The sequence below is a fragment of the Streptomyces albidoflavus genome (assembly GCF_000719955.1).
GTDB lineage: Bacteria > Actinomycetota > Actinomycetes > Streptomycetales > Streptomycetaceae > Streptomyces > Streptomyces albidoflavus.
The window spans coordinates 303180-320433 of record NZ_JOII01000001.1 but is presented as its reverse complement, the minus strand read 5'-3'; the positions used below and the strand labels follow the sequence as shown (position 1 = coordinate 320433).

At 70.2% G+C, this 17254-nt stretch carries 21 protein-coding genes; 19 read left to right on the top strand and 2 right to left on the bottom strand.

Translation table 11 applies throughout. The features are described 5' to 3' along the window. Positions 1-47: 47 nt before the first annotated feature. From rpsE to truA, 13 genes are all read left to right on the top strand, one after another. The gene (rpsE, locus tag IF45_RS0101520; protein ID WP_003948626.1) at positions 48-650 is read left to right on the top strand and encodes a 30S ribosomal protein S5; all 603 of its coding nucleotides are present in this window, start codon (positions 48-50) and stop codon (positions 648-650) included. Beyond that, a complete protein-coding gene (rpmD, locus tag IF45_RS0101515; protein WP_003948625.1) occupies positions 650-832 on the top strand; it encodes a 50S ribosomal protein L30 in 183 nt (60 codons plus the stop codon). Before rpsE ends, rpmD begins: the two co-directional genes overlap by 1 nt. Before the next feature lies 1 nt (position 833). Beyond that, on the top strand, positions 834-1289 hold the full coding sequence (rplO, locus tag IF45_RS0101510) for a 50S ribosomal protein L15 (RefSeq protein ID WP_003948624.1): 456 nt from the start codon (positions 834-836) through the stop codon (positions 1287-1289). 234 nt (positions 1290-1523) lie between these two features. Further along, the gene (gene secY, locus IF45_RS0101505) at positions 1524-2837 is read left to right on the top strand and encodes a preprotein translocase subunit SecY (RefSeq protein ID WP_003948623.1); all 1314 of its coding nucleotides are present in this window, start codon (positions 1524-1526) and stop codon (positions 2835-2837) included. Further along, positions 2837-3493 carry an adenylate kinase gene (locus IF45_RS0101500; RefSeq protein ID WP_003948622.1) on the top strand — a complete coding sequence of 219 codons (657 nt, stop codon included), beginning with the start codon at positions 2837-2839 and terminating at the stop codon, positions 3491-3493. The genes secY and IF45_RS0101500 overlap by 1 nt, the downstream gene beginning before the upstream one ends. A gap of 145 nt (positions 3494-3638) precedes the next feature. Then, complete coding sequence (gene map, locus IF45_RS0101495; protein WP_003948621.1) at positions 3639-4475, top strand: type I methionyl aminopeptidase; 837 nt, start codon at positions 3639-3641, stop codon at positions 4473-4475. A gap of 247 nt (positions 4476-4722) precedes the next feature. Further along, entirely contained in the window at positions 4723-4944 is a 222-nt protein-coding gene (infA, locus tag IF45_RS0101490) for a translation initiation factor IF-1 (protein WP_003948620.1), read from the top strand. A 64-nt stretch (positions 4945-5008) separates the two neighbouring features. Next, the gene (rpmJ, locus tag IF45_RS0101485) at positions 5009-5122 is read left to right on the top strand and encodes a 50S ribosomal protein L36 (RefSeq protein ID WP_003948619.1); all 114 of its coding nucleotides are present in this window, start codon (positions 5009-5011) and stop codon (positions 5120-5122) included. A gap of 221 nt (positions 5123-5343) precedes the next feature. Then, a complete protein-coding gene (gene rpsM / locus IF45_RS0101480; protein ID WP_003948618.1) occupies positions 5344-5724 on the top strand; it encodes a 30S ribosomal protein S13 in 381 nt (126 codons plus the stop codon). Positions 5725-5789: 65 nt separating this feature from the next. Next, on the top strand, positions 5790-6194 hold the full coding sequence (rpsK, locus tag IF45_RS0101475) for a 30S ribosomal protein S11 (protein ID WP_003948617.1): 405 nt from the start codon (positions 5790-5792) through the stop codon (positions 6192-6194). Positions 6195-6355: 161 nt separating this feature from the next. After that, positions 6356-7378: a DNA-directed RNA polymerase subunit alpha gene (locus IF45_RS0101470; protein ID WP_003948616.1), complete on the top strand. Its 1023-nt coding sequence runs from the start codon at positions 6356-6358 to the stop codon at positions 7376-7378. Between the two features lie 386 nt (positions 7379-7764). Beyond that, positions 7765-8265 (top strand): 50S ribosomal protein L17, encoded by a 501-nt coding sequence (rplQ, locus tag IF45_RS0101465; RefSeq protein ID WP_003948615.1) that lies wholly within the window; start codon positions 7765-7767, stop codon positions 8263-8265. A gap of 88 nt (positions 8266-8353) precedes the next feature. After that, positions 8354-9241: a tRNA pseudouridine(38-40) synthase TruA gene (truA, locus tag IF45_RS0101460; RefSeq protein ID WP_015507724.1), complete on the top strand. Its 888-nt coding sequence runs from the start codon at positions 8354-8356 to the stop codon at positions 9239-9241. Positions 9242-9251: 10 nt separating this feature from the next. Here truA and IF45_RS0101455 read toward each other — a convergent pair whose 3' ends face one another. Further along, complete coding sequence (locus IF45_RS0101455; protein WP_010638819.1) at positions 9252-10130, bottom strand: hypothetical protein; 879 nt, start codon at positions 10128-10130, stop codon at positions 9252-9254. A 310-nt stretch (positions 10131-10440) separates the two neighbouring features. Here IF45_RS0101455 and rplM point away from each other — a divergent pair, with 310 nt between their 5' ends. The 3 genes from rplM to glmM all read left to right on the top strand — a co-directional run bounded on the left by rplM (position 10441) and on the right by glmM (position 13077). Then, on the top strand, positions 10441-10884 hold the full coding sequence (gene rplM, locus IF45_RS0101450; RefSeq protein WP_003948612.1) for a 50S ribosomal protein L13: 444 nt from the start codon (positions 10441-10443) through the stop codon (positions 10882-10884). A 43-nt stretch (positions 10885-10927) separates the two neighbouring features. Beyond that, positions 10928-11431: a 30S ribosomal protein S9 gene (rpsI, locus tag IF45_RS0101445; RefSeq protein ID WP_008407256.1), complete on the top strand. Its 504-nt coding sequence runs from the start codon at positions 10928-10930 to the stop codon at positions 11429-11431. Between the two features lie 284 nt (positions 11432-11715). Further along, complete coding sequence (gene glmM, locus IF45_RS0101440; protein ID WP_010638815.1) at positions 11716-13077, top strand: phosphoglucosamine mutase; 1362 nt, start codon at positions 11716-11718, stop codon at positions 13075-13077. Positions 13078-13156: 79 nt separating this feature from the next. Here the strand turns inward: glmM and coaA are convergent, their stop codons facing one another. Beyond that, positions 13157-14134, bottom strand: coding sequence for a type I pantothenate kinase (coaA, locus tag IF45_RS0101435; protein ID WP_003948609.1), 978 nt, complete (start codon positions 14132-14134; stop codon positions 13157-13159). A 98-nt stretch (positions 14135-14232) separates the two neighbouring features. Here coaA and IF45_RS0101430 point away from each other — a divergent pair, with 98 nt between their 5' ends. The 3 genes from IF45_RS0101430 (at position 14233) to glmS (ending at position 17188) form a co-directional block, all read left to right on the top strand. After that, complete coding sequence (locus IF45_RS0101430; RefSeq protein ID WP_018468506.1) at positions 14233-14556, top strand: hypothetical protein; 324 nt, start codon at positions 14233-14235, stop codon at positions 14554-14556. Positions 14557-14581: 25 nt separating this feature from the next. Then, complete coding sequence (locus tag IF45_RS0101425) at positions 14582-15142, top strand: MOSC domain-containing protein (protein ID WP_030304975.1); 561 nt, start codon at positions 14582-14584, stop codon at positions 15140-15142. Between the two features lie 144 nt (positions 15143-15286). After that, entirely contained in the window at positions 15287-17188 is a 1902-nt protein-coding gene (gene glmS, locus IF45_RS0101420) for a glutamine--fructose-6-phosphate transaminase (isomerizing) (RefSeq protein ID WP_008407263.1), read from the top strand. Positions 17189-17254: the final 66 nt, after the last annotated feature.

The window sequence follows — 17254 nt, the reverse complement described above, 5'->3', positions numbered from 1 at the left end:
ACTCAATGTCGCTGCGTAGCTAGCGGAAACAGAGAGAGGTAAATCCAATGGCTGGACCCCAGCGCCGCGGAAGCGGTGCCGGTGGCGGCGAGCGGCGGGACCGGAAGGGCCGTGACGGCGGCGCAGCTGCCGAGAAGACCGCGTACGTCGAGCGTGTCGTCGCGATCAACCGAGTCGCCAAGGTCGTGAAGGGTGGTCGTCGCTTCAGCTTCACCGCGCTGGTCGTGGTGGGCGACGCGGACGGCACCGTGGGTGTCGGTTACGGCAAGGCCAAGGAGGTGCCGGCCGCCATCGCCAAGGGTGTTGAGGAGGCCAAGAAGCACTTCTTCAAGGTCCCCCGTATCCAGGGCACCATCCCGCACCCCATCACCGGCGAGAAGGCCGCGGGCGTCGTCCTGCTCAAGCCTGCTTCCCCCGGTACCGGTGTGATCGCCGGTGGCCCCGTGCGCGCCGTCCTCGAGTGCGCCGGTGTTCACGACATCCTGTCGAAGTCCCTGGGCTCCGACAACGCGATCAACATCGTGCACGCCACCGTGGCGGCCCTCAAGGGCCTCCAGCGTCCCGAGGAGATCGCGGCCCGCCGCGGTCTGCCCCTCGAGGACGTGGCCCCCGCGGCCCTGCTGCGTGCGCGTGCGGGAGCGGGTGCGTAATGCCGCAGCTCAAGATCACGCAGAAGAAGTCGTACATCGGCAGCAAGCAGAACCACCGCGACACCCTGCGTTCGCTCGGCCTCAAGAAGGTCAACGACGTGGTTGTCAAGGAGGACCGCCCCGAGTTCCGCGGCATGGTGCACACCGTCCGCCACCTCGTGACGGTCGAGGAGGTCGACTGACATGGCGGAGCAGAACCCGCTGAAGGTCCACAACCTCCGTCCTGCCCCGGGCGCCAAGACCGCCAAGACCCGTGTGGGTCGTGGTGAGGCGTCGAAGGGTAAGACCGCTGGTCGTGGCACCAAGGGCACCAAGGCCCGTTACCAGGTTCCGGAGCGCTTCGAGGGTGGGCAGATGCCCCTCCACATGCGTCTCCCGAAGCTCAAGGGCTTCAAGAACCCGTTCAAGACCGAGTTCCAGGTCGTGAACCTCGACAAGCTGGCCGAGCTGTACCCCGAGGGTGGCGAGGTCACCGTCGAGGGTCTGGTCGCCAAGGGTGCCGTTCGCAAGAACAGCCTCGTCAAGGTGCTCGGCCAGGGCGACGTCTCCGTGGCGCTGCAGGTGACGGTCGACGCCGTCTCCGGCTCCGCCAAGGAGAAGATCACCGCCGCGGGCGGTACCGTCACCGAGCTCGTCTGAGTTCGTTGACCGTTACGTAACCCACCGGGGATGCCTCATAAATGGGGCATCCCCGGTTGGTCGTTCCAAGGGGGGCGCTCTCGCCGGTAAGGTGGCGTCCGCTGTTGCTGTATCAGGGGACATCCCGTCCCCGGGGTCGAGTGGTCCGCCGCCCGGCTCATCCGCCGATCCCTATTCGTCGAACCTCAAGACCGTCACCTCTGACGCACGTGCGCGGGGGTCGCAGGAGGCACCGTGCTCACCGCGTTCGCCCGGGCGTTCAAGACGCCCGACCTGCGCAAGAAGCTGCTCTTCACGCTCGGCATCATCGTCCTCTACCGGATCGGCGCGCACGTACCGATCCCGGGCGTGAGCTACCAGAACGTCCAGATCTGCATGGACCAGGCGAACGCCACCCAGGGCCTCTTCGGCCTGGTGAACATGTTCTCCGGTGGCGCGCTGCTCCAGATCACGATCTTCGCCCTGGGCATCATGCCCTACATCACGGCGAGCATCATTCTCCAGCTGCTGACCGTGGTCATCCCCCGTCTGGAGGCCCTCAAGAAGGAGGGCTCCTCCGGCCAGGCGAAGATCACGCAGTACACCCGGTACCTGACGGTGGCGCTCGCCGTCCTGCAGGGCACCGGCCTGGTGGCGACCGCCCGCAGCGGCTCGCTCTTCCAGGGCTGCCCGGTCGCCGGCGAGATCGTGCCGGACCAGTCGATCTTCGTGACCGCCGTCATGATCCTCACCATGACCGCCGGTACCGCCCTCGTCATGTGGCTCGGTGAGCTCATCACCGACCGTGGCATCGGCAACGGCATGTCGATCCTGATGTTCATCTCGATCGCCGCGAGCTTCCCCGCCTCCCTGTGGGCCATCAAGGAGCAGGGCGACCTGGCCGGCGGCTGGATCGAGTTCGGCACCGTGATCCTGGTGGGTCTCGCCATGGTCGGCCTGGTGGTCTTCGTCGAGCAGGCGCAGCGCCGCATCCCCGTCCAGTACGCGAAGCGGATGATCGGCCGCCGTTCCTACGGCGGTACGTCGACCTACATCCCGCTGAAGGTGAACCAGGCCGGTGTGATCCCGGTCATCTTCGCCTCGTCGCTGCTCTACATCCCCGCGTTGATCGTCCAGTTCTCCAACTCCCAGGCGGGTTGGGCCCAATGGATCAACAACAACCTGGCGGACACGGGCGCGACGGCCCACGTGATCCTGTACTTCTTCCTCATCGTGTTCTTCGCGTTCTTCTACGTGGCCATCTCCTTCAACCCCGAAGAAGTCGCCGACAACATGAAGAAGTATGGTGGGTTCATCCCGGGCATCCGGGCTGGCCGACCGACCGCTGAGTATCTGAGTTACGTACTCAACCGGATCACCTGGCCGGGTTCGCTGTATCTGGGGCTGATCGCACTGGTGCCGACGATGGCGTTGGCCGGCTTCGGGGCCAACCAGAACTTCCCGTTCGGCGGGACGAGCATCCTGATCATCGTGGGTGTGGGTCTGGAGACCGTGAAGCAGATCGAGAGCCAGCTTCAGCAGCGCAATTACGAAGGGTTCCTCCGCTGATGCGAATCGTCCTCGTCGGACCGCCTGGTGCCGGCAAGGGAACGCAGGCCGCGTTCCTCGCCAAGAACCTGTCGATCCCGCACATCTCCACGGGTGACTTGTTCCGCGCCAACATCAGCCAGGGCACAGAACTGGGCAAGCAGGCCAAGTCCTACATGGATGCCGGCAACCTCGTCCCCGACGAGGTGACCATCGGCATGGCGGAGGACCGCATGGCCCAGCCGGACGCCGAGAACGGCTTCCTCCTCGACGGCTTCCCCCGGAACGTGTCGCAGGCCAAGGCGCTGGACGAGTCCCTCAAGGCACAGGGTGTCGCGCTCGACGCGGTCCTGGATCTGGAGGTCCCCGAGGACGAGGTGGTCAAGCGCATCGCCGGCCGCCGCATCTGCCGCAACGACTCCAGCCACGTCTTCCACGTGGAGTACAGCAAGCCCGAGACCGAGGGCGTCTGCGACGTCTGCGGCGGCGAGCTGTACCAGCGCGCGGACGACAAGGAGGAGACCGTCCGCAAGCGGCTCGAGGTCTACCACAACGAGACCGAGCCGATCATCGACCACTACAAGGCCCAGGGCCTCGTGGTGACGATCTCCGCGCTCGGCAAGGTCGACGAGGTCACCGCCCGCGCGATGGCGGCCCTCGGCGCCGACCAGAAGTGACATAGCGCGTACGCGCCTCGACGGCCGCGGTCCCCGCCAGGGGCCCGCGGCCGTCGCGCGTCCGGCAGACTGGAGGACGGTGCGTCCCGCGGCCGGTACCGAGGCCGGCGGTGAATCCCGCCCACAATCAGGAGGTTCAAGTCCCGTGGTGCAGATCAAGAGTCCCGAGCAGATCGCCAAGATGCGTGAGGCCGGGCTGGTCGTGGCCGCCATCCACCGTGCCACGCGAGAGGCGGCCGTGCCCGGCGCCACCACCCAGGACCTGGACCAGGTGGCCCGCAAGGTGCTGGAGGAGCACGGGGCCCGCTCCAACTTCCTCGGCTACGGCGGCTTCCCGGCGACCATCTGCACCTCGGTCAACGAGGTCGTGGTGCACGGCATCCCGGACGAGAAGACGGTCCTGGCCGACGGCGACATCATCTCCATCGACTGCGGCGCGATCGTCGACGGCTGGCACGGCGACGCCGCGTACACCGCCTTCGTCGGCTCCGGCCACGCTCCGGAGCTGGTCGAGCTGTCCCGGGTGACCGAGGAGTCGATGTGGGCCGGGATCGCCGCGATGAAGCAGGGCAACCGGCTGGTCGACATCTCCCGCGCCATCGAGACGTACATCCGCCGGCAGCCGAAGCCGGGCGGCGGCAAGTACGGGATCGTCGAGGACTACGGCGGCCACGGCATCGGCACCGAGATGCACATGGACCCGCACCTGCTGAACTACGTCGAGCGGCGCCGGGGCAAGGGCCCGAAGCTGGTCCCGGGCTTCTGCCTGGCGATCGAGCCGATGGTGAGCCTCGGCACACCGAAGACCGAGGTGCTGGAGGACGACTGGACGGTGATCACCACCGACGGGACCTGGTCCTCGCACTGGGAGCACTCGGTGGCCCTCACCGAGCAGGGCCCGCTGGTGCTGACCGCCGAGGACGGCGGCAAGGCGAAGCTGGCCGAGTTCGGCATCACCACGGCCCCGGACCCGGCGGCCTGATCCAGAGATGTCCGGCGTGCGCGTCCCGTGGGGCGCGTGGGCCGGCGGATTCGTCCGTCCGGGCGGGTCCTGCGACGGTCTGCGGCCGGGACGCATAAGGATCAGCGCATCGGGGCATTGTTCCTCGATTCGCCTTTTGCGGGAGCCCTGGCGTAGACTGACGCGTCGGCTCTCGTGCACCCGTATGTCCGTATGGATGTGCAAGGGACACGGAGCCGGTCAAGGTAGTCGATTCGAAGGGCGAAGCGTGGCCAAGAAGCAAGGTGCCATCGAGATCGAGGGCACTGTCGTCGAGTCTCTTCCGAACGCCATGTTCAAGGTTGAGCTCCAGAACGGCCACCAGGTCCTGGCACACATCAGCGGCAAGATGCGTATGCACTACATCCGTATCCTCCCTGACGACCGGGTCGTGGTGGAGCTGTCTCCGTACGACCTGACGCGTGGCCGGATCGTCTACCGGTACAAGTAGATCTTGCCCGCTCGCCGCCCCTTCCCCGGGGTGGTGGCCGGCACCTGACCCGGAGAACCTCACCATGAAGGTCAAGCCGAGCGTCAAGAAGATCTGCGACAAGTGCAGGGTGATCCGCCGTCACGGCCGGGTCATGATCATCTGCGACAACCCGCGCCACAAGCAGCGCCAGGGCTGACGCACACCTGCTCTCGCAGATCACGCGCGACGCACAGCAGTATCACCAAACGCAGTGCCCGCCTCTTCCCGTGTCCTGAACACGTGAGAAGGGCGGTACCCCCGGTCGGAGGCCGGGGACCCGTTCCGTTCCATGCCCCTCGGCGGCTCCGTCCGCCCCGGTGGATCGGCGGTCGGGAGCGGCACTGCGGCAGACCTCCGACAGACAACTGGAGCCATTAGATGGCACGCGTTTCCGGTGTCGACATCCCGCGCGAAAAGCGTGTGGAGGTCGCCCTCACCTACGTGTTCGGCATCGGCCGGACCCTTTCGCAGCAGACGCTGGAGGCCACCGGCGTCGACCCCAACGCCCGCGTTCGCGACCTGTCCGAAGAGGACCTGGTCAAGATCCGCGAGTACGTGGACAACAACATCAAGACCGAGGGTGACCTCCGTCGCGAGATCCAGGCCGACATCCGCCGCAAGGTCGAGATCGGCTGCTACCAGGGTCTGCGTCACCGCCGTGGCCTGCCCGTCCACGGCCAGCGCACCAGCACCAACGCCCGCACCCGCAAGGGCCCGCGTCGCGCCATCGCCGGTAAGAAGAAGCCGGGCAAGAAGTAGTCCGCAGCGGACGCTCGTCAGCGGTCTTCGCTGTAGGACCGACCACCTCCCACTGGAGATAAGACATGCCCCCCAAGGGACGTCAGGGCGCTGCCAAGAAGGTGCGCCGCAAGGAAAAGAAGAACGTCGCTCACGGCCACGCGCACATCAAGAGCACGTTCAACAACACGATCGTCTCGATCACCGACCCCACGGGCAACGTGATCTCCTGGGCCTCCGCCGGCCACGTCGGCTTCAAGGGCTCGCGCAAGTCCACCCCCTTCGCCGCGCAGATGGCCGCCGAGTCGGCCGCCCGCCGCGCGCAGGAGCACGGCATGCGCAAGGTCGACGTCTTCGTCAAGGGTCCCGGCTCCGGCCGTGAGACCGCGATCCGCTCGCTCCAGGCCACCGGCCTGGAGGTCGGCTCGATCCAGGACGTCACCCCCACCCCGCACAACGGCTGCCGTCCCCCCAAGCGCCGCCGCGTTTGATCGGACCGCCGGGGCGTGAGCCCCGGCCGGCTGTGGGTTTCCGGGCGGTACGGCCGATTCGGCCGTACCGCCCGTACCCTTGAGCAGTGTCAATGCCGGGCTCACCGCCCGGCGGGTCGGGCGTCAAATAGCGGGCGCCCCTGACTGAAGGAACAGAAAGCATGCTGATCGCTCAGCGTCCCTCGTTGACCGAAGAGGTCGTCGACGAATTCCGCTCCCGGTTCGTGATCGAGCCGCTGGAGCCGGGCTTCGGCTACACCCTCGGCAACTCCCTGCGGCGCACGCTGCTCTCCTCGATCCCGGGTGCGGCGGTCACGTCCATCCGCATCGACGGTGTCCTGCACGAGTTCACCACCGTGCCGGGCGTCAAGGAGGACGTCACCGACCTGATCCTCAACATCAAGCAGCTGGTCGTCTCCTCGGAGCACGACGAGCCGGTCGTGATGTACCTGCGCAAGCAGGGCCCGGGTCTGGTCACCGCCGCCGACATCGCGCCCCCGGCCGGTGTCGAGGTGCACAACCCCGACCTGGTGCTCGCCACGCTGAACGCCAAGGGCAAGCTGGAGATGGAGCTGACCGTCGAGCGCGGTCGCGGCTACGTCTCCGCCGTCCAGAACAAGCAGGCGGGCCAGGAGATCGGCCGGGTTCCGGTCGACTCGATCTACTCGCCCGTCCTCAAGGTCACCTACAAGGTCGAGGCGACCCGAGTCGAGCAGCGGACCGACTTCGACAAGCTCATCGTCGACGTCGAGACCAAGCAGGCGATGCGTCCGCGTGACGCCATGGCCTCCGCGGGCAAGACCCTGGTCGAGCTGTTCGGTCTGGCCCGTGAGCTCAACGTCGACGCCGAGGGCATCGACATGGGCCCCTCGCCGACGGACGCCGCGCTCGCGGCCGACCTGGCGCTGCCGATCGAGGAGCTGGAGCTGACCGTCCGCTCCTACAACTGCCTCAAGCGTGAGGGCATCCACTCCGTGGGTGAGCTCGTCGCCCGCTCCGAGGCCGATCTGCTCGACATCCGGAACTTCGGTGCGAAGTCGATCGACGAGGTCAAGGCGAAGCTCGCCGGGATGTCGCTGGCGCTCAAGGACAGCCCGCCCGGATTCGACCCGACCGCCGCGGCTGACGCCTTCGGCGCCGACGACGACGCGGACGCCGGGTTCGTGGAGACCGAGCAGTACTGAGGTTCCGCTCGGCAGGGGTGGGCCTTCGGGCTTGCCCCTGCCGGGGCTCGGGTGTCCTCAAGCGCCGGACGGGCTTGAAATTGTCCTCAAGCGCCGGACGGGCTGAGTTTGGCCGGGCTTCCGGGGGATTCCTCGGGTGCGTGGCCGGTTGAAAAGATGTCCTCAATCGCCGGACGGGCTTAGTTGGGTCCGTCGGACTGGCTTAGTTGGGTTCGTCGGACGGGCTCAGTTGGGTCCGTCGGACAGGCTGCAGTCGGTCTGGGGCGGTTGAGGGGTCCGGGTGGCTCTTTGGAGTCGTTCGGGTCGAGACTCCGGCGGACACAAGTTCGTGCGGACACTGTCATCGGTACCTGATACGGCCGGTGCAGATCACAAGGAGAAAGACCATGCCGAAGCCCACCAAGGGTGCCCGTCTGGGCGGCAGCGCCGCGCACGAGCGGCTCATGCTCGCGAACCTCGCGCGCTCGCTGTTCGAGCACGGCCGGATCAAGACGACCGAGGCGAAGGCGCGCCGTCTGCGTCCCTACGCCGAGCGTCTGGTCACCAAGGCGAAGAAGGGCGACCTTCACAACCGCCGCCAGGTTCTCCAGGTCATCACGGACAAGAGCGTCGTCCACACGCTCTTCACCGAGATCGGCCCCCGTTACGAGAACCGCCCGGGTGGCTACACCCGGATCACCAAGGTCGGTAACCGCCGTGGCGACAACGCTCCCATGGCCGTCATCGAGCTGGTGGAGGCCCTGACCGTGGCCCAGGAGGCCACCGGTGAGGCCGAGGCCGCGACCAAGCGCGCGGTCAAGGAAGACGCCGCCGGCAAGGACCAGGCCGCCACCGAGGCGCCCGAGGCCGCTGCCGAGGCCAAGGACGACGAGGCGAAGGACGCCTGAGCCGGTCGTACGCGTGTGTGCGGGCCCGTATCCCCTCGGGGGTGCGGGCCCGCCGCCGTACCGGGACGGTGGAGAGAAGGATGCGCGGGTGAGCGAGCAGGTGGAGTACACGGTGCGGCGGGACGGGCCCGAGGACGGGCACGTCCGGGTGCGGCTGGACCTCAGTTACGACGGGCGGGACTTCTCCGGCTGGGCCAAGCAGGCCGCCGGCCGGCGGACCGTGCAGGGCGAGATCGAGGACGCCCTGCGGACCGTGACGCGGTCGGGGGAGCGGACGTACGAGCTGACGGTGGCCGGGCGGACCGACTCAGGAGTGCACGCGCGGGGGCAGGTGGCCCACGTGGACCTGCCGGCGGCGGTCTGGGAGGAGCACCGGGAGAAGCTGCTGCGGCGGCTCGCCGGGCGGCTGCCGCACGATGTGCGGATCTGGCGGGTGGCCGAGGCCCCGGCCGGGTTCGACGCGCGGTTCTCGGCGGTCTGGCGGCGGTACGCGTACCGGGTCACCGACCACCCCGGCGGGGTCGACCCGCTGCTGCGCGGGCACGTGCTGTGGCACGACTGGACGCTCGACGTGGAGGCGATGAACGCGGCCTCCGTGGCGCTCCTCGGCGAGCACGACTTCGCCGCGTACTGCAAGCGGCGGGAGGGGGCGACAACTATCCGCACCCTCCAGGAGCTGAGCTGGGAGCGGGACCGGGACGGGATCGTCACGGCGACCGTGCGGGCCGACGCGTTCTGCCACAACATGGTGCGCTCGCTGGTCGGCGCGCTGCTCTTCGTGGGCGACGGCCACCGGCCCGTGGAATGGCCCGGGAAGGTGCTGGCGGCCGGGGTGCGGGACTCCGCGGTGCACGTGGTGCGGCCGCACGGGCTGACCCTGGAGGAGGTCGGCTACCCGGCCGACGAGCTGCTGGCGGCCCGCAACCGGGAGGCCCGCAACAAGCGGACCCTGCCCAACACCGCCTGCTGCGGCTGAGCGGCCGGGCTCACTGCGCGGCGGCCGCCTGGGAGGCCTGGGCGACGCCGCGGCGGTGGATCTGGCGCAGGGTGAACTCCGCCACGTCGTCGCCGGTGGTGAAGACGGCCCGGTCCTGCTTGGTGACGTTGTCGCCGTTGGTGAAGCCGCCGACGGTGAAGTAGACGTACCGGCCGTAGGCGTTGGCGGTGGAGCGGCAGACCGTGGTGCGGCAGAAGGTGGGGACGCCCTCGCCGGCCAGCGAGGCGACGTTGCCGCTGGTCTCCTCCTTCACCCGGGCGGCCACGTCGGCCGTCTTGAAGGTGGCGACGCCCACGGTGACCGCGACCCCGTCGCGCCGGTAGGTGGCGCGGATCAGCTGCTCGCAGCCGTTCTTGGTGAGGACCTGGCCCAGCGCGCCCTGGGTGCCGCTCGCGCACTTGGTGGTGCGGTGGAGCGCGCCCTTGGCGTACACGCGATCGCCGACGGTGAGCTTCCTGCCCGGGTAGAGCGAGAGGGCCGTCAGCGGGGCCTTGTCCTTCTCGGCGCTGGAGACGAAGTCCTTGGGGTCCGGCGGCGGAGGCGGGGCCACCTCGGAGAAGGACGGGGCCGGGGCCGTGGTGTCCTCGGGCAGCGCCGAGGAGCTGGAGACCCCGCCGATCGGGTCGGACGCCTTCGGGTCGTCGCTGTTGGCGCGCACCACCAGGGTCGCGACCAGCGCGGCCACCGCGACCGTGGCGACCGCGCCGCCCCCGATCAGCGTCCAGCGGCGCTTACGACCCCGCGCCTCGGAGGCCGAGGCGAGCGCCTCCCAGTCCGGCGTGGCCGGCCGCTGCTGCCCGTACGGCTGCTGCCCCTGCGGGCCCCTGTCCCCCTGGCCCCACGGAGGGCCCCCCTGCCCATAGCTCATGGCCCGCATCCTACGGCCGGGGTTGGTTATGGTGGAGGGGCGGATACGCCTCGGCTCGCGGTCCGGATCTTCGGGTCCGCCGCGTGCGCACTCGCGTTTTGACCCGTTCGGGGAAACGCGGGTATCGTGCGTGTTCGTTATGTGTATTGGCTTGCTCATTCTCACGTGAGGGGCCCTTACACCGGTCCCACCGGGCCGATGACCAGCGGCAAGCACTCGGATGCGTCACCGATGTGCGGCCAGGGCTGTCGTGATCGTCCGTGGTGGCCATGTCAGGACCCACTCACTGAAGAAGCGAAGGCTACGAACCGTGCGTACGTACAGCCCCAAGCCCGGCGATGTCACCCGCCAGTGGCACGTCATCGATGCCCGGGACGTTGTCCTGGGCCGTCTGGCGACCACTGCCGCCACCCTCCTGCGGGGCAAGCACAAGCCGATCTACGCCCCCCACGTCGACACCGGTGACTTCGTCGTCATCATCAACGCCGACAAGATCCACCTCTCGGGCAACAAGCGCACCCAGAAGATGGCGTACCGCCACTCCGGTTACCCGGGCGGTCTGCGCTCGGTGCGCTACGACGAGCTGATGGACAAGAACCCCGAGAAGGCCGTCGAGAAGGCCGTCAAGGGCATGCTCCCGAAGAACACCCTGGGCCGTCAGATGCTCTCGAAGCTGAAGGTCTACGCGGGCGAGCAGCACCCGCACGCTGCCCAGCAGCCGGTGCCGTTCGAGATCACCCAGGTCGCGCAGTAGTTCCGGCCACACCCCTAAGACTGAAACGAATCTGAGGAGAATCGTGGCCGAGACCACCGCCGAGCTCCCCCTCGACGACATCGAGCAGTACACCACCGAGTCCGAGACCCCCGAGGGCGACTACACCTCGGAGTCCCTCGCGTCCGGCTTCGGTGAGCCCCAGCCGGCCGCCGGCCTGGGCCGCCGCAAGAACGCCATCGCCCGCGTCCGGATCGTTCCGGGCACCGGCAAGTGGAAGATCAACGGCCGCACCCTTGAGGACTACTTCCCCAACAAGGTGCACCAGCAGGAAGTCAACGAGCCCTTCAAGGTGCTCGAGCTCGAAGGCCGTTACGACGTCATCGCCCGCATCTCGGGTGGCGGCGTCTCCGGTCAGGCCGGTGCCCTGCGCCTCGGCGTGGCCCGCGCGCTGAACGAGGCCGACGTGGACAACAACCGCGGCGCCCTCAAGAAGGCCGGCTTCCTCACGCGTGACGACCGCGCGGTCGAGCGCAAGAAGGCCGGTCTCAAGAAGGCCCGCAAGGCCCCGCAGTACAGCAAGCGCTAAATCGCTCGCTGCTCTCGCGACGCTTCGCCCCGGCGGCACGTGCTGTGCCGCCGGGGCGTACGTCTATCTGCGCCCGGTCGCGTGTGCCCCACGAGGGTGCGGACCGGGAATCTCGGGCATACGGGGCTGTACGCGCCGTGCGATCACCGGTCGTGCAGCCGTATGCCGTACAACGGTATGAAGCATGAGCACGGGCCCCGGCATGCCCGCGTCGCGTTCGCGCATCCGCGCGTTTGTCGTACGTGCGCGCGGTCGGCGGGCCCTGAGGTTCGGAGGACACACCAGTGGGACGACTCTTCGGCACGGACGGGGTACGCGGCGTCGCCAACGCGGATCTGACGGCGGAGCTGGCGCTCGGCCTGTCGGTCGCGGCGGCGCACGTGCTCGCCGAGGCGGGCACGGCGAGCACCGGTCACCGGCAGGTGGCCGTGGTGGGGCGGGATCCCCGGGCGTCCGGTGAGTTCCTGGAGGCCGCGGTCGTCGCGGGCCTGGCCAGCGCCGGGGTGGACGTGCTGCGGGTCGGCGTGCTGCCGACGCCCGCGGTGGCGTACCTCACGGGCGCGCTCGGCGCGGACCTGGGTGTGATGCTCTCCGCCAGCCACAACGCGATGCCCGACAACGGCATCAAGTTCTTCGCCCGCGGCGGGCACAAGCTCGCCGACGAGCTGGAGGACCGGATCGAGGCGCTCTACGAGGAGCACCGCACCGGCGCCGCCTGGGAGCGGCCCACCGGCGCGGGCGTCGGCCGGGTCCGCGACTACGACGAGGGCTTCGACCAGTACGTCGCGCACCTCATTGGGGTGCTGCCCAACCGCCTCGACGGCCTGAAGATCGTGCTGGACGAGGCGCACGGCGCCGCCGCTCGCGTCTCGCCCGAGGCGTTCGCCCGGGCCGGGGCCGAGGTCGTCACCATCGGCGCCGACCCCGACGGCCTCAACATCAACGACGGCTGCGGCTCCACCCACATGGAACTGCTGCGCGCCGCCGTGGTCGAGCACGGCGCCCACCTGGGCATCGCCCACGACGGCGACGCCGACCGGTGCCTGGCGGTCGACGCCGAGGGCCGGGAGATCGACGGCGACCAGATCCTCGCGGTGCTGGCCCTGTCGATGCGCGAGCACGGCGGACTGCGCTCGCAGACCGTGGTGGCCACCGTCATGTCCAACCTCGGCTTCAAGCTGGCCCTGGAGCGCGAGGGCATCTCCCTGGTCCAGACGGCGGTCGGCGACCGGTACGTCCTGGAGGAGATGAAGGAGCACGGCTACGCGCTGGGCGGCGAGCAGTCCGGCCACGTCATCATCCTCGACCACGCCACCACCGGCGACGGCACCCTGACCGGCCTGATGCTGGCCGCCCGGGTCGCCGAGACCGGCCGCCCGCTGGCCGAGCTGGCCTCAGTCATGGAGCGGCTGCCGCAGGTCCTGGTCAACGTGCCCGACGTGGACCGCAGCCGGGTGACCACCTCGGCCGAGCTGGCCTCGGCGGTGGCCCAGGCCGAGCAGGAGCTGGGCGCGACCGGCCGGGTGCTGCTGCGCCCCTCGGGGACCGAGCCGCTGGTGCGGGTCATGGTCGAGGCCGCCGACATCGAGCAGGCCGGGGCCATCGCGGGGCGGCTGGCGGACGTGGTGAAGTCGGCGCTCGGATAAGGCCGTCGGGCCGCGCGCCCGTCTCGTGGACGTCCCGTCGCCGGGTCCCGGCGACGGGACGTTCCGTGTCTCCGGTGGCCTACAGCTTCCGCAGGCTCAGCTTGCGGACCTTGTGGTCCGGGCCCTTCCTTATGACCAGGTTGGCGCGGCCCCGGGTGGGGGCGACGTTCTCCACCAGGTTCGGCAGGTTGATGGTGCGCCAGGTGGAGCGCGCGTAGTCGAGCGCCTCCTCCTCGCTGACCTGGGTGTAGCGGCGGAAGTAGGAGGAGGGGTCCTGGAAGGCGGTGGCGCGCAGCTTGCGGAAGCGGTTGAGGTACCAGCGCTCGATGTCCTCGGGGCGCGCGTCGACGTAGACGCTGAAGTCGAAGTGGTCGGCGAGGCCGACCCGGGTGCGGCCGTCCTTGCCGGGCAGGGCGGGCTGGAGGACGTTGAGCCCCTCGACGATGAGGATGTCGGGCCGGTTCACGGTCAGGCGGCGGTCCGGGACGATGTCGTAGACCAGGTGCGAGTAGACCGGCGCGGTCACCTGGTCCTTGCCGGCCTTGATGTCGGCGACGAAGCGGGTCAGCGCGCGCCGGTCGTACGACTCCGGGAAGCCCTTGCGGGCGGTGAGGCCGCGGGCGCGCAGCTCGGCCATGGGGAGCAGGAAGCCGTCGGTGGTGACCAGCTCCACCCGGGGGTGCTCGGGCCAGCGGGCGAGGAGCGCCTGGAGCAGACGGGCCACCGTGGACTTGCCGACGGCGACGCTGCCCGCGACGCCGATCACGAACGGGGTGCCGGACTGCTCGCCCTTCTCGCCGAGGAAGGTGTTGAGCGCCGAGCGCAGGCCGTCGGTGGCGCCCACGTAGAGGTTGAGCAGGCGTGAGAGCGGCAGGTAGATGTCCCGGACCTCGTCGAGGTCGATCACGTCCCCGAGGCCGCGCAACTTTTCGACCTCGTCGGCTGTCAGAGGCAGCGGAGTCTTCTCACGAAGAGCGCTCCACTGCTCGCGGGTGAGGTCCACGTAGGGAGTCGCCTCCGGCTTGCGGTGGGCGCTCCGGGACTCGGGAGTGATCACCCCCTCATTGTTGCGGCTGTGTGAACGCCGTGGGGGGTGGGTTCGGTCACGTGGCCGAACGGACGGGACGACCGAAGGGGGACGGAATGGGGCACGCGATGAGCACGGGAGCCGTCGGCGGGGCGTACGGGGCGGGCGGTGTGTTCTGGTTCGCCGTGGAGCGCGCCGAGGCTGCTCCCGCCGGGCGGCGGGGGCCGCTGGCGGCCTGGCGCCGGTGGCGGGGCGGGGCGCAGGCGCGCCGGGACCGGGCGCTCCTCGCCCGCTCGGCGGTGGTGGCGGAGCTGGCGCGGGAGCTGCCCGACGAGGACTTCGGGGAGTACCTGGAGGACGCGGTGGCGCTCTACCGCGACGGCAGCAAGCCGTACGCGGAGGAGGCCGAGTACCTCGACCTGGTGGCGGACGCGCTCGACCGGGTCGGGTGAGTGCGGGACGGGAAGGGGACGGGGCATGAGCGTGCGCGACGGGGCCACGGGCCGGATCACCGCGGTGAGCAGCGACGGCACCCACCGCTTCAGCAAGCCGAACCGGGCGGGCATCACCCTGCTGGCCGGGCTGGGCGTGGCGGGGGACGCGCACGCGGGCGTCACCGTCCAGCACCGCTCCCGCGTGGCCCGGGACCCGTCGCAGCCCAACCTGCGGCAGGTCCACCTTCTCGCCGGCGAACTCCTCGCCGAGCTGGCCGCCGCCGGCCACCCGGTCGCCCCCGGCGAGCTGGGCGAGAACGTCACCACGTACGGCGTCGACCTCCTCGCCCTGCCCACCGGCGCCCTGCTGCGGCTCGGTCCCGAGGCGGTCGTGGAGGTCACCGGGCTGCGCAACCCCTGCCTCCAGATCGACGCCTTCCAGGAGGGCCTGCTCCGGCGTGTCGTCGGCCGCGCCCCGGACGGCTCGGTCGTCCGCAGGGCCGGGATCATGGGCGTCGTCCGCACCGGCGGCACCCTCCGTCCGGGCGATCCGGTCGGCGTGGAACTGCCCGCCGGCGAGCACCGCCCGCTCGAACCGGTCTGACCAGTACGGAAGTTGCCCCGATGCGGGGTGGCGGGCGCGCCGCGCGCACAAACGGTCGCTCATCGTATAAGAGCGGTCACTCTGCGAACATGCGAACCGGGTCGCCGTACGGGCGGCCCGCGGCGTGGGCGAAAGGGTGCGCGAATGTGCGGGATCGTGGGCTATGTCGGGGCGCAGTCGGCGCTCGACGTCGTACTCGCCGGGCTGCGGCGGCTGGAGTACCGGGGGTACGACTCGGCGGGCGTCGCCGTCCTCGCCGGGGACCAGGTCGCCTGCGTCAAGAAGGCCGGCAAGCTCTCGCAGCTGGAGAAGGCGCTGGTCGACGACCCGCTGCCCGGCTCCGACGCCACCGGTGACGGGCACGGCGGCGCCACCGGCATCGGCCACACCCGGTGGGCCACCCACGGCGGGCCCACCGACACCAACGCCCACCCGCACCTCGACGCGAGCGGCCGCTGCGCCGTCGTCCACAACGGCATCATCGAGAACTTCGCCGCCCTCCGCGAGGAACTGGCCGCCCGGGGCGCCGACGTCCGCTCGCAGACCGACAGCGAGGTCGCCGCCCACCTGCTCGCCGAGGAGTACGCGGCGCTGGAGGGCACGGGCCAGGAGGGCGGGCCCCGCCTCGCGGGGGCGCTGCGCGCCGTCTGCCGCCGGCTGGAGGGCGCGTTCACGCTGGTCGCGCTGCACGCGGACGTGCCGGACGTGATCGTGGGGGCGCGCCGGAACTCGCCGCTGGTCGTCGGCTGCGGCGAGGGCGAGGCGTTCCTCGCCTCCGACGTCTCCGCCTTCATCGACCACACCCGCACCGCCATGGAACTGGGCCAGGACCAGGTGGTCGAGGTCCACCCGGACCGGGCCGTCGTCACCGGCTTCGACGGGTCACCGGCCGACGCCCGCACCTACCGCGTCGACTGGGACGCCTCCGCCGCCGAGAAGGACGGCTACGACTCCTTCATGCTCAAGGAGATCGCCGAGCAGCCCAAGGCCGTCGCCGACACCCTCCTCGGCCGCCTCGACCCGGCCCTCGGCACCCTCACCCTCGGCGCGGAACTGGGCCTGGACCCGGCCGTCCTGCGCGAGGCCGAGAAGGTCGTCGTCATCGCCTGCGGCACCGCCCACCACGCCGGCCTCGTCGCCCGCCTCGCCGTCGAACGCTGGGCCCAGCTGCCCTGCGAGGTCGAGCTGGCCAGCGAGTTCCGCTACCGGGACCCGATCGTCGGCCCGCGCACCCTGGTCGTCGCCGTCTCCCAGTCCGGGGAGACCGCCGACACCCTGATGGCCCTGCGCCACGCCCGCGAACAGGGCGCCACCGTCCTCGCCGTCTGCAACACCAACGGCTCGACGATCCCGCGCGAGTCCGACGCCGTCCTCTACACCCACGCGGGGCCGGAGGTCGCCGTCGCCTCCACCAAGGCGTTCCTCACCCAGCTCGTCGCCTGCCTCCTCCTCGCCCTCCACCTGGGCGAGGTGCGGCGCGGCCCCTCCGAGGAACTCCGCGAGGCCGCCCGGGCGCTGAGCCGCGCCCCCGAGGACGTCGCCGCCGTCCTCGCCACGATGGAGCCCGTACGCGAACTGGCCCGCGGCCTCGCCCACAAGGAGACGGTGCTCTTCCTCGGCCGCCACTCCGGACACCCGGTCGCCCTCGAAGGCGCGCTCAAGCTCAAGGAACTGGCCTACTTCCATGCCGAGGGCTTCGCCGCCGGGGAACTGAAGCACGGCCCGATCGCCCTCATCGAACCCGACCTCCCGGTCATCGTCGTCGTCCCGTCCCCGGTCACCGCCGCCCTCCTGCACGGCAAGATCGTCTCCAACATCCAGGAGATCCGCGCCCGGGGCGCCCGCACCATCGTGCTCGCCGAGGAGGGCGACGAGGCCGTGGCCCCCTACGCCGACCACCTGATCCGGCTCCCGGCCGTACCGCCGCTGATCCAGCCCCTGGTGGCGGCGGTGCCGTTGCAGGTGTTCGCCTGCGAGCTGGCGACGGCCCGGGGGAACGACGTGGACCAGCCGAGGAACCTGGCGAAGTCGGTGACGGTGGAGTGAGGGACGGAGCGGGGGCGGCCGCCGCCTGAGCGGGCGTGGGCGGGCGGTGGCCGCGACTGGATGCCC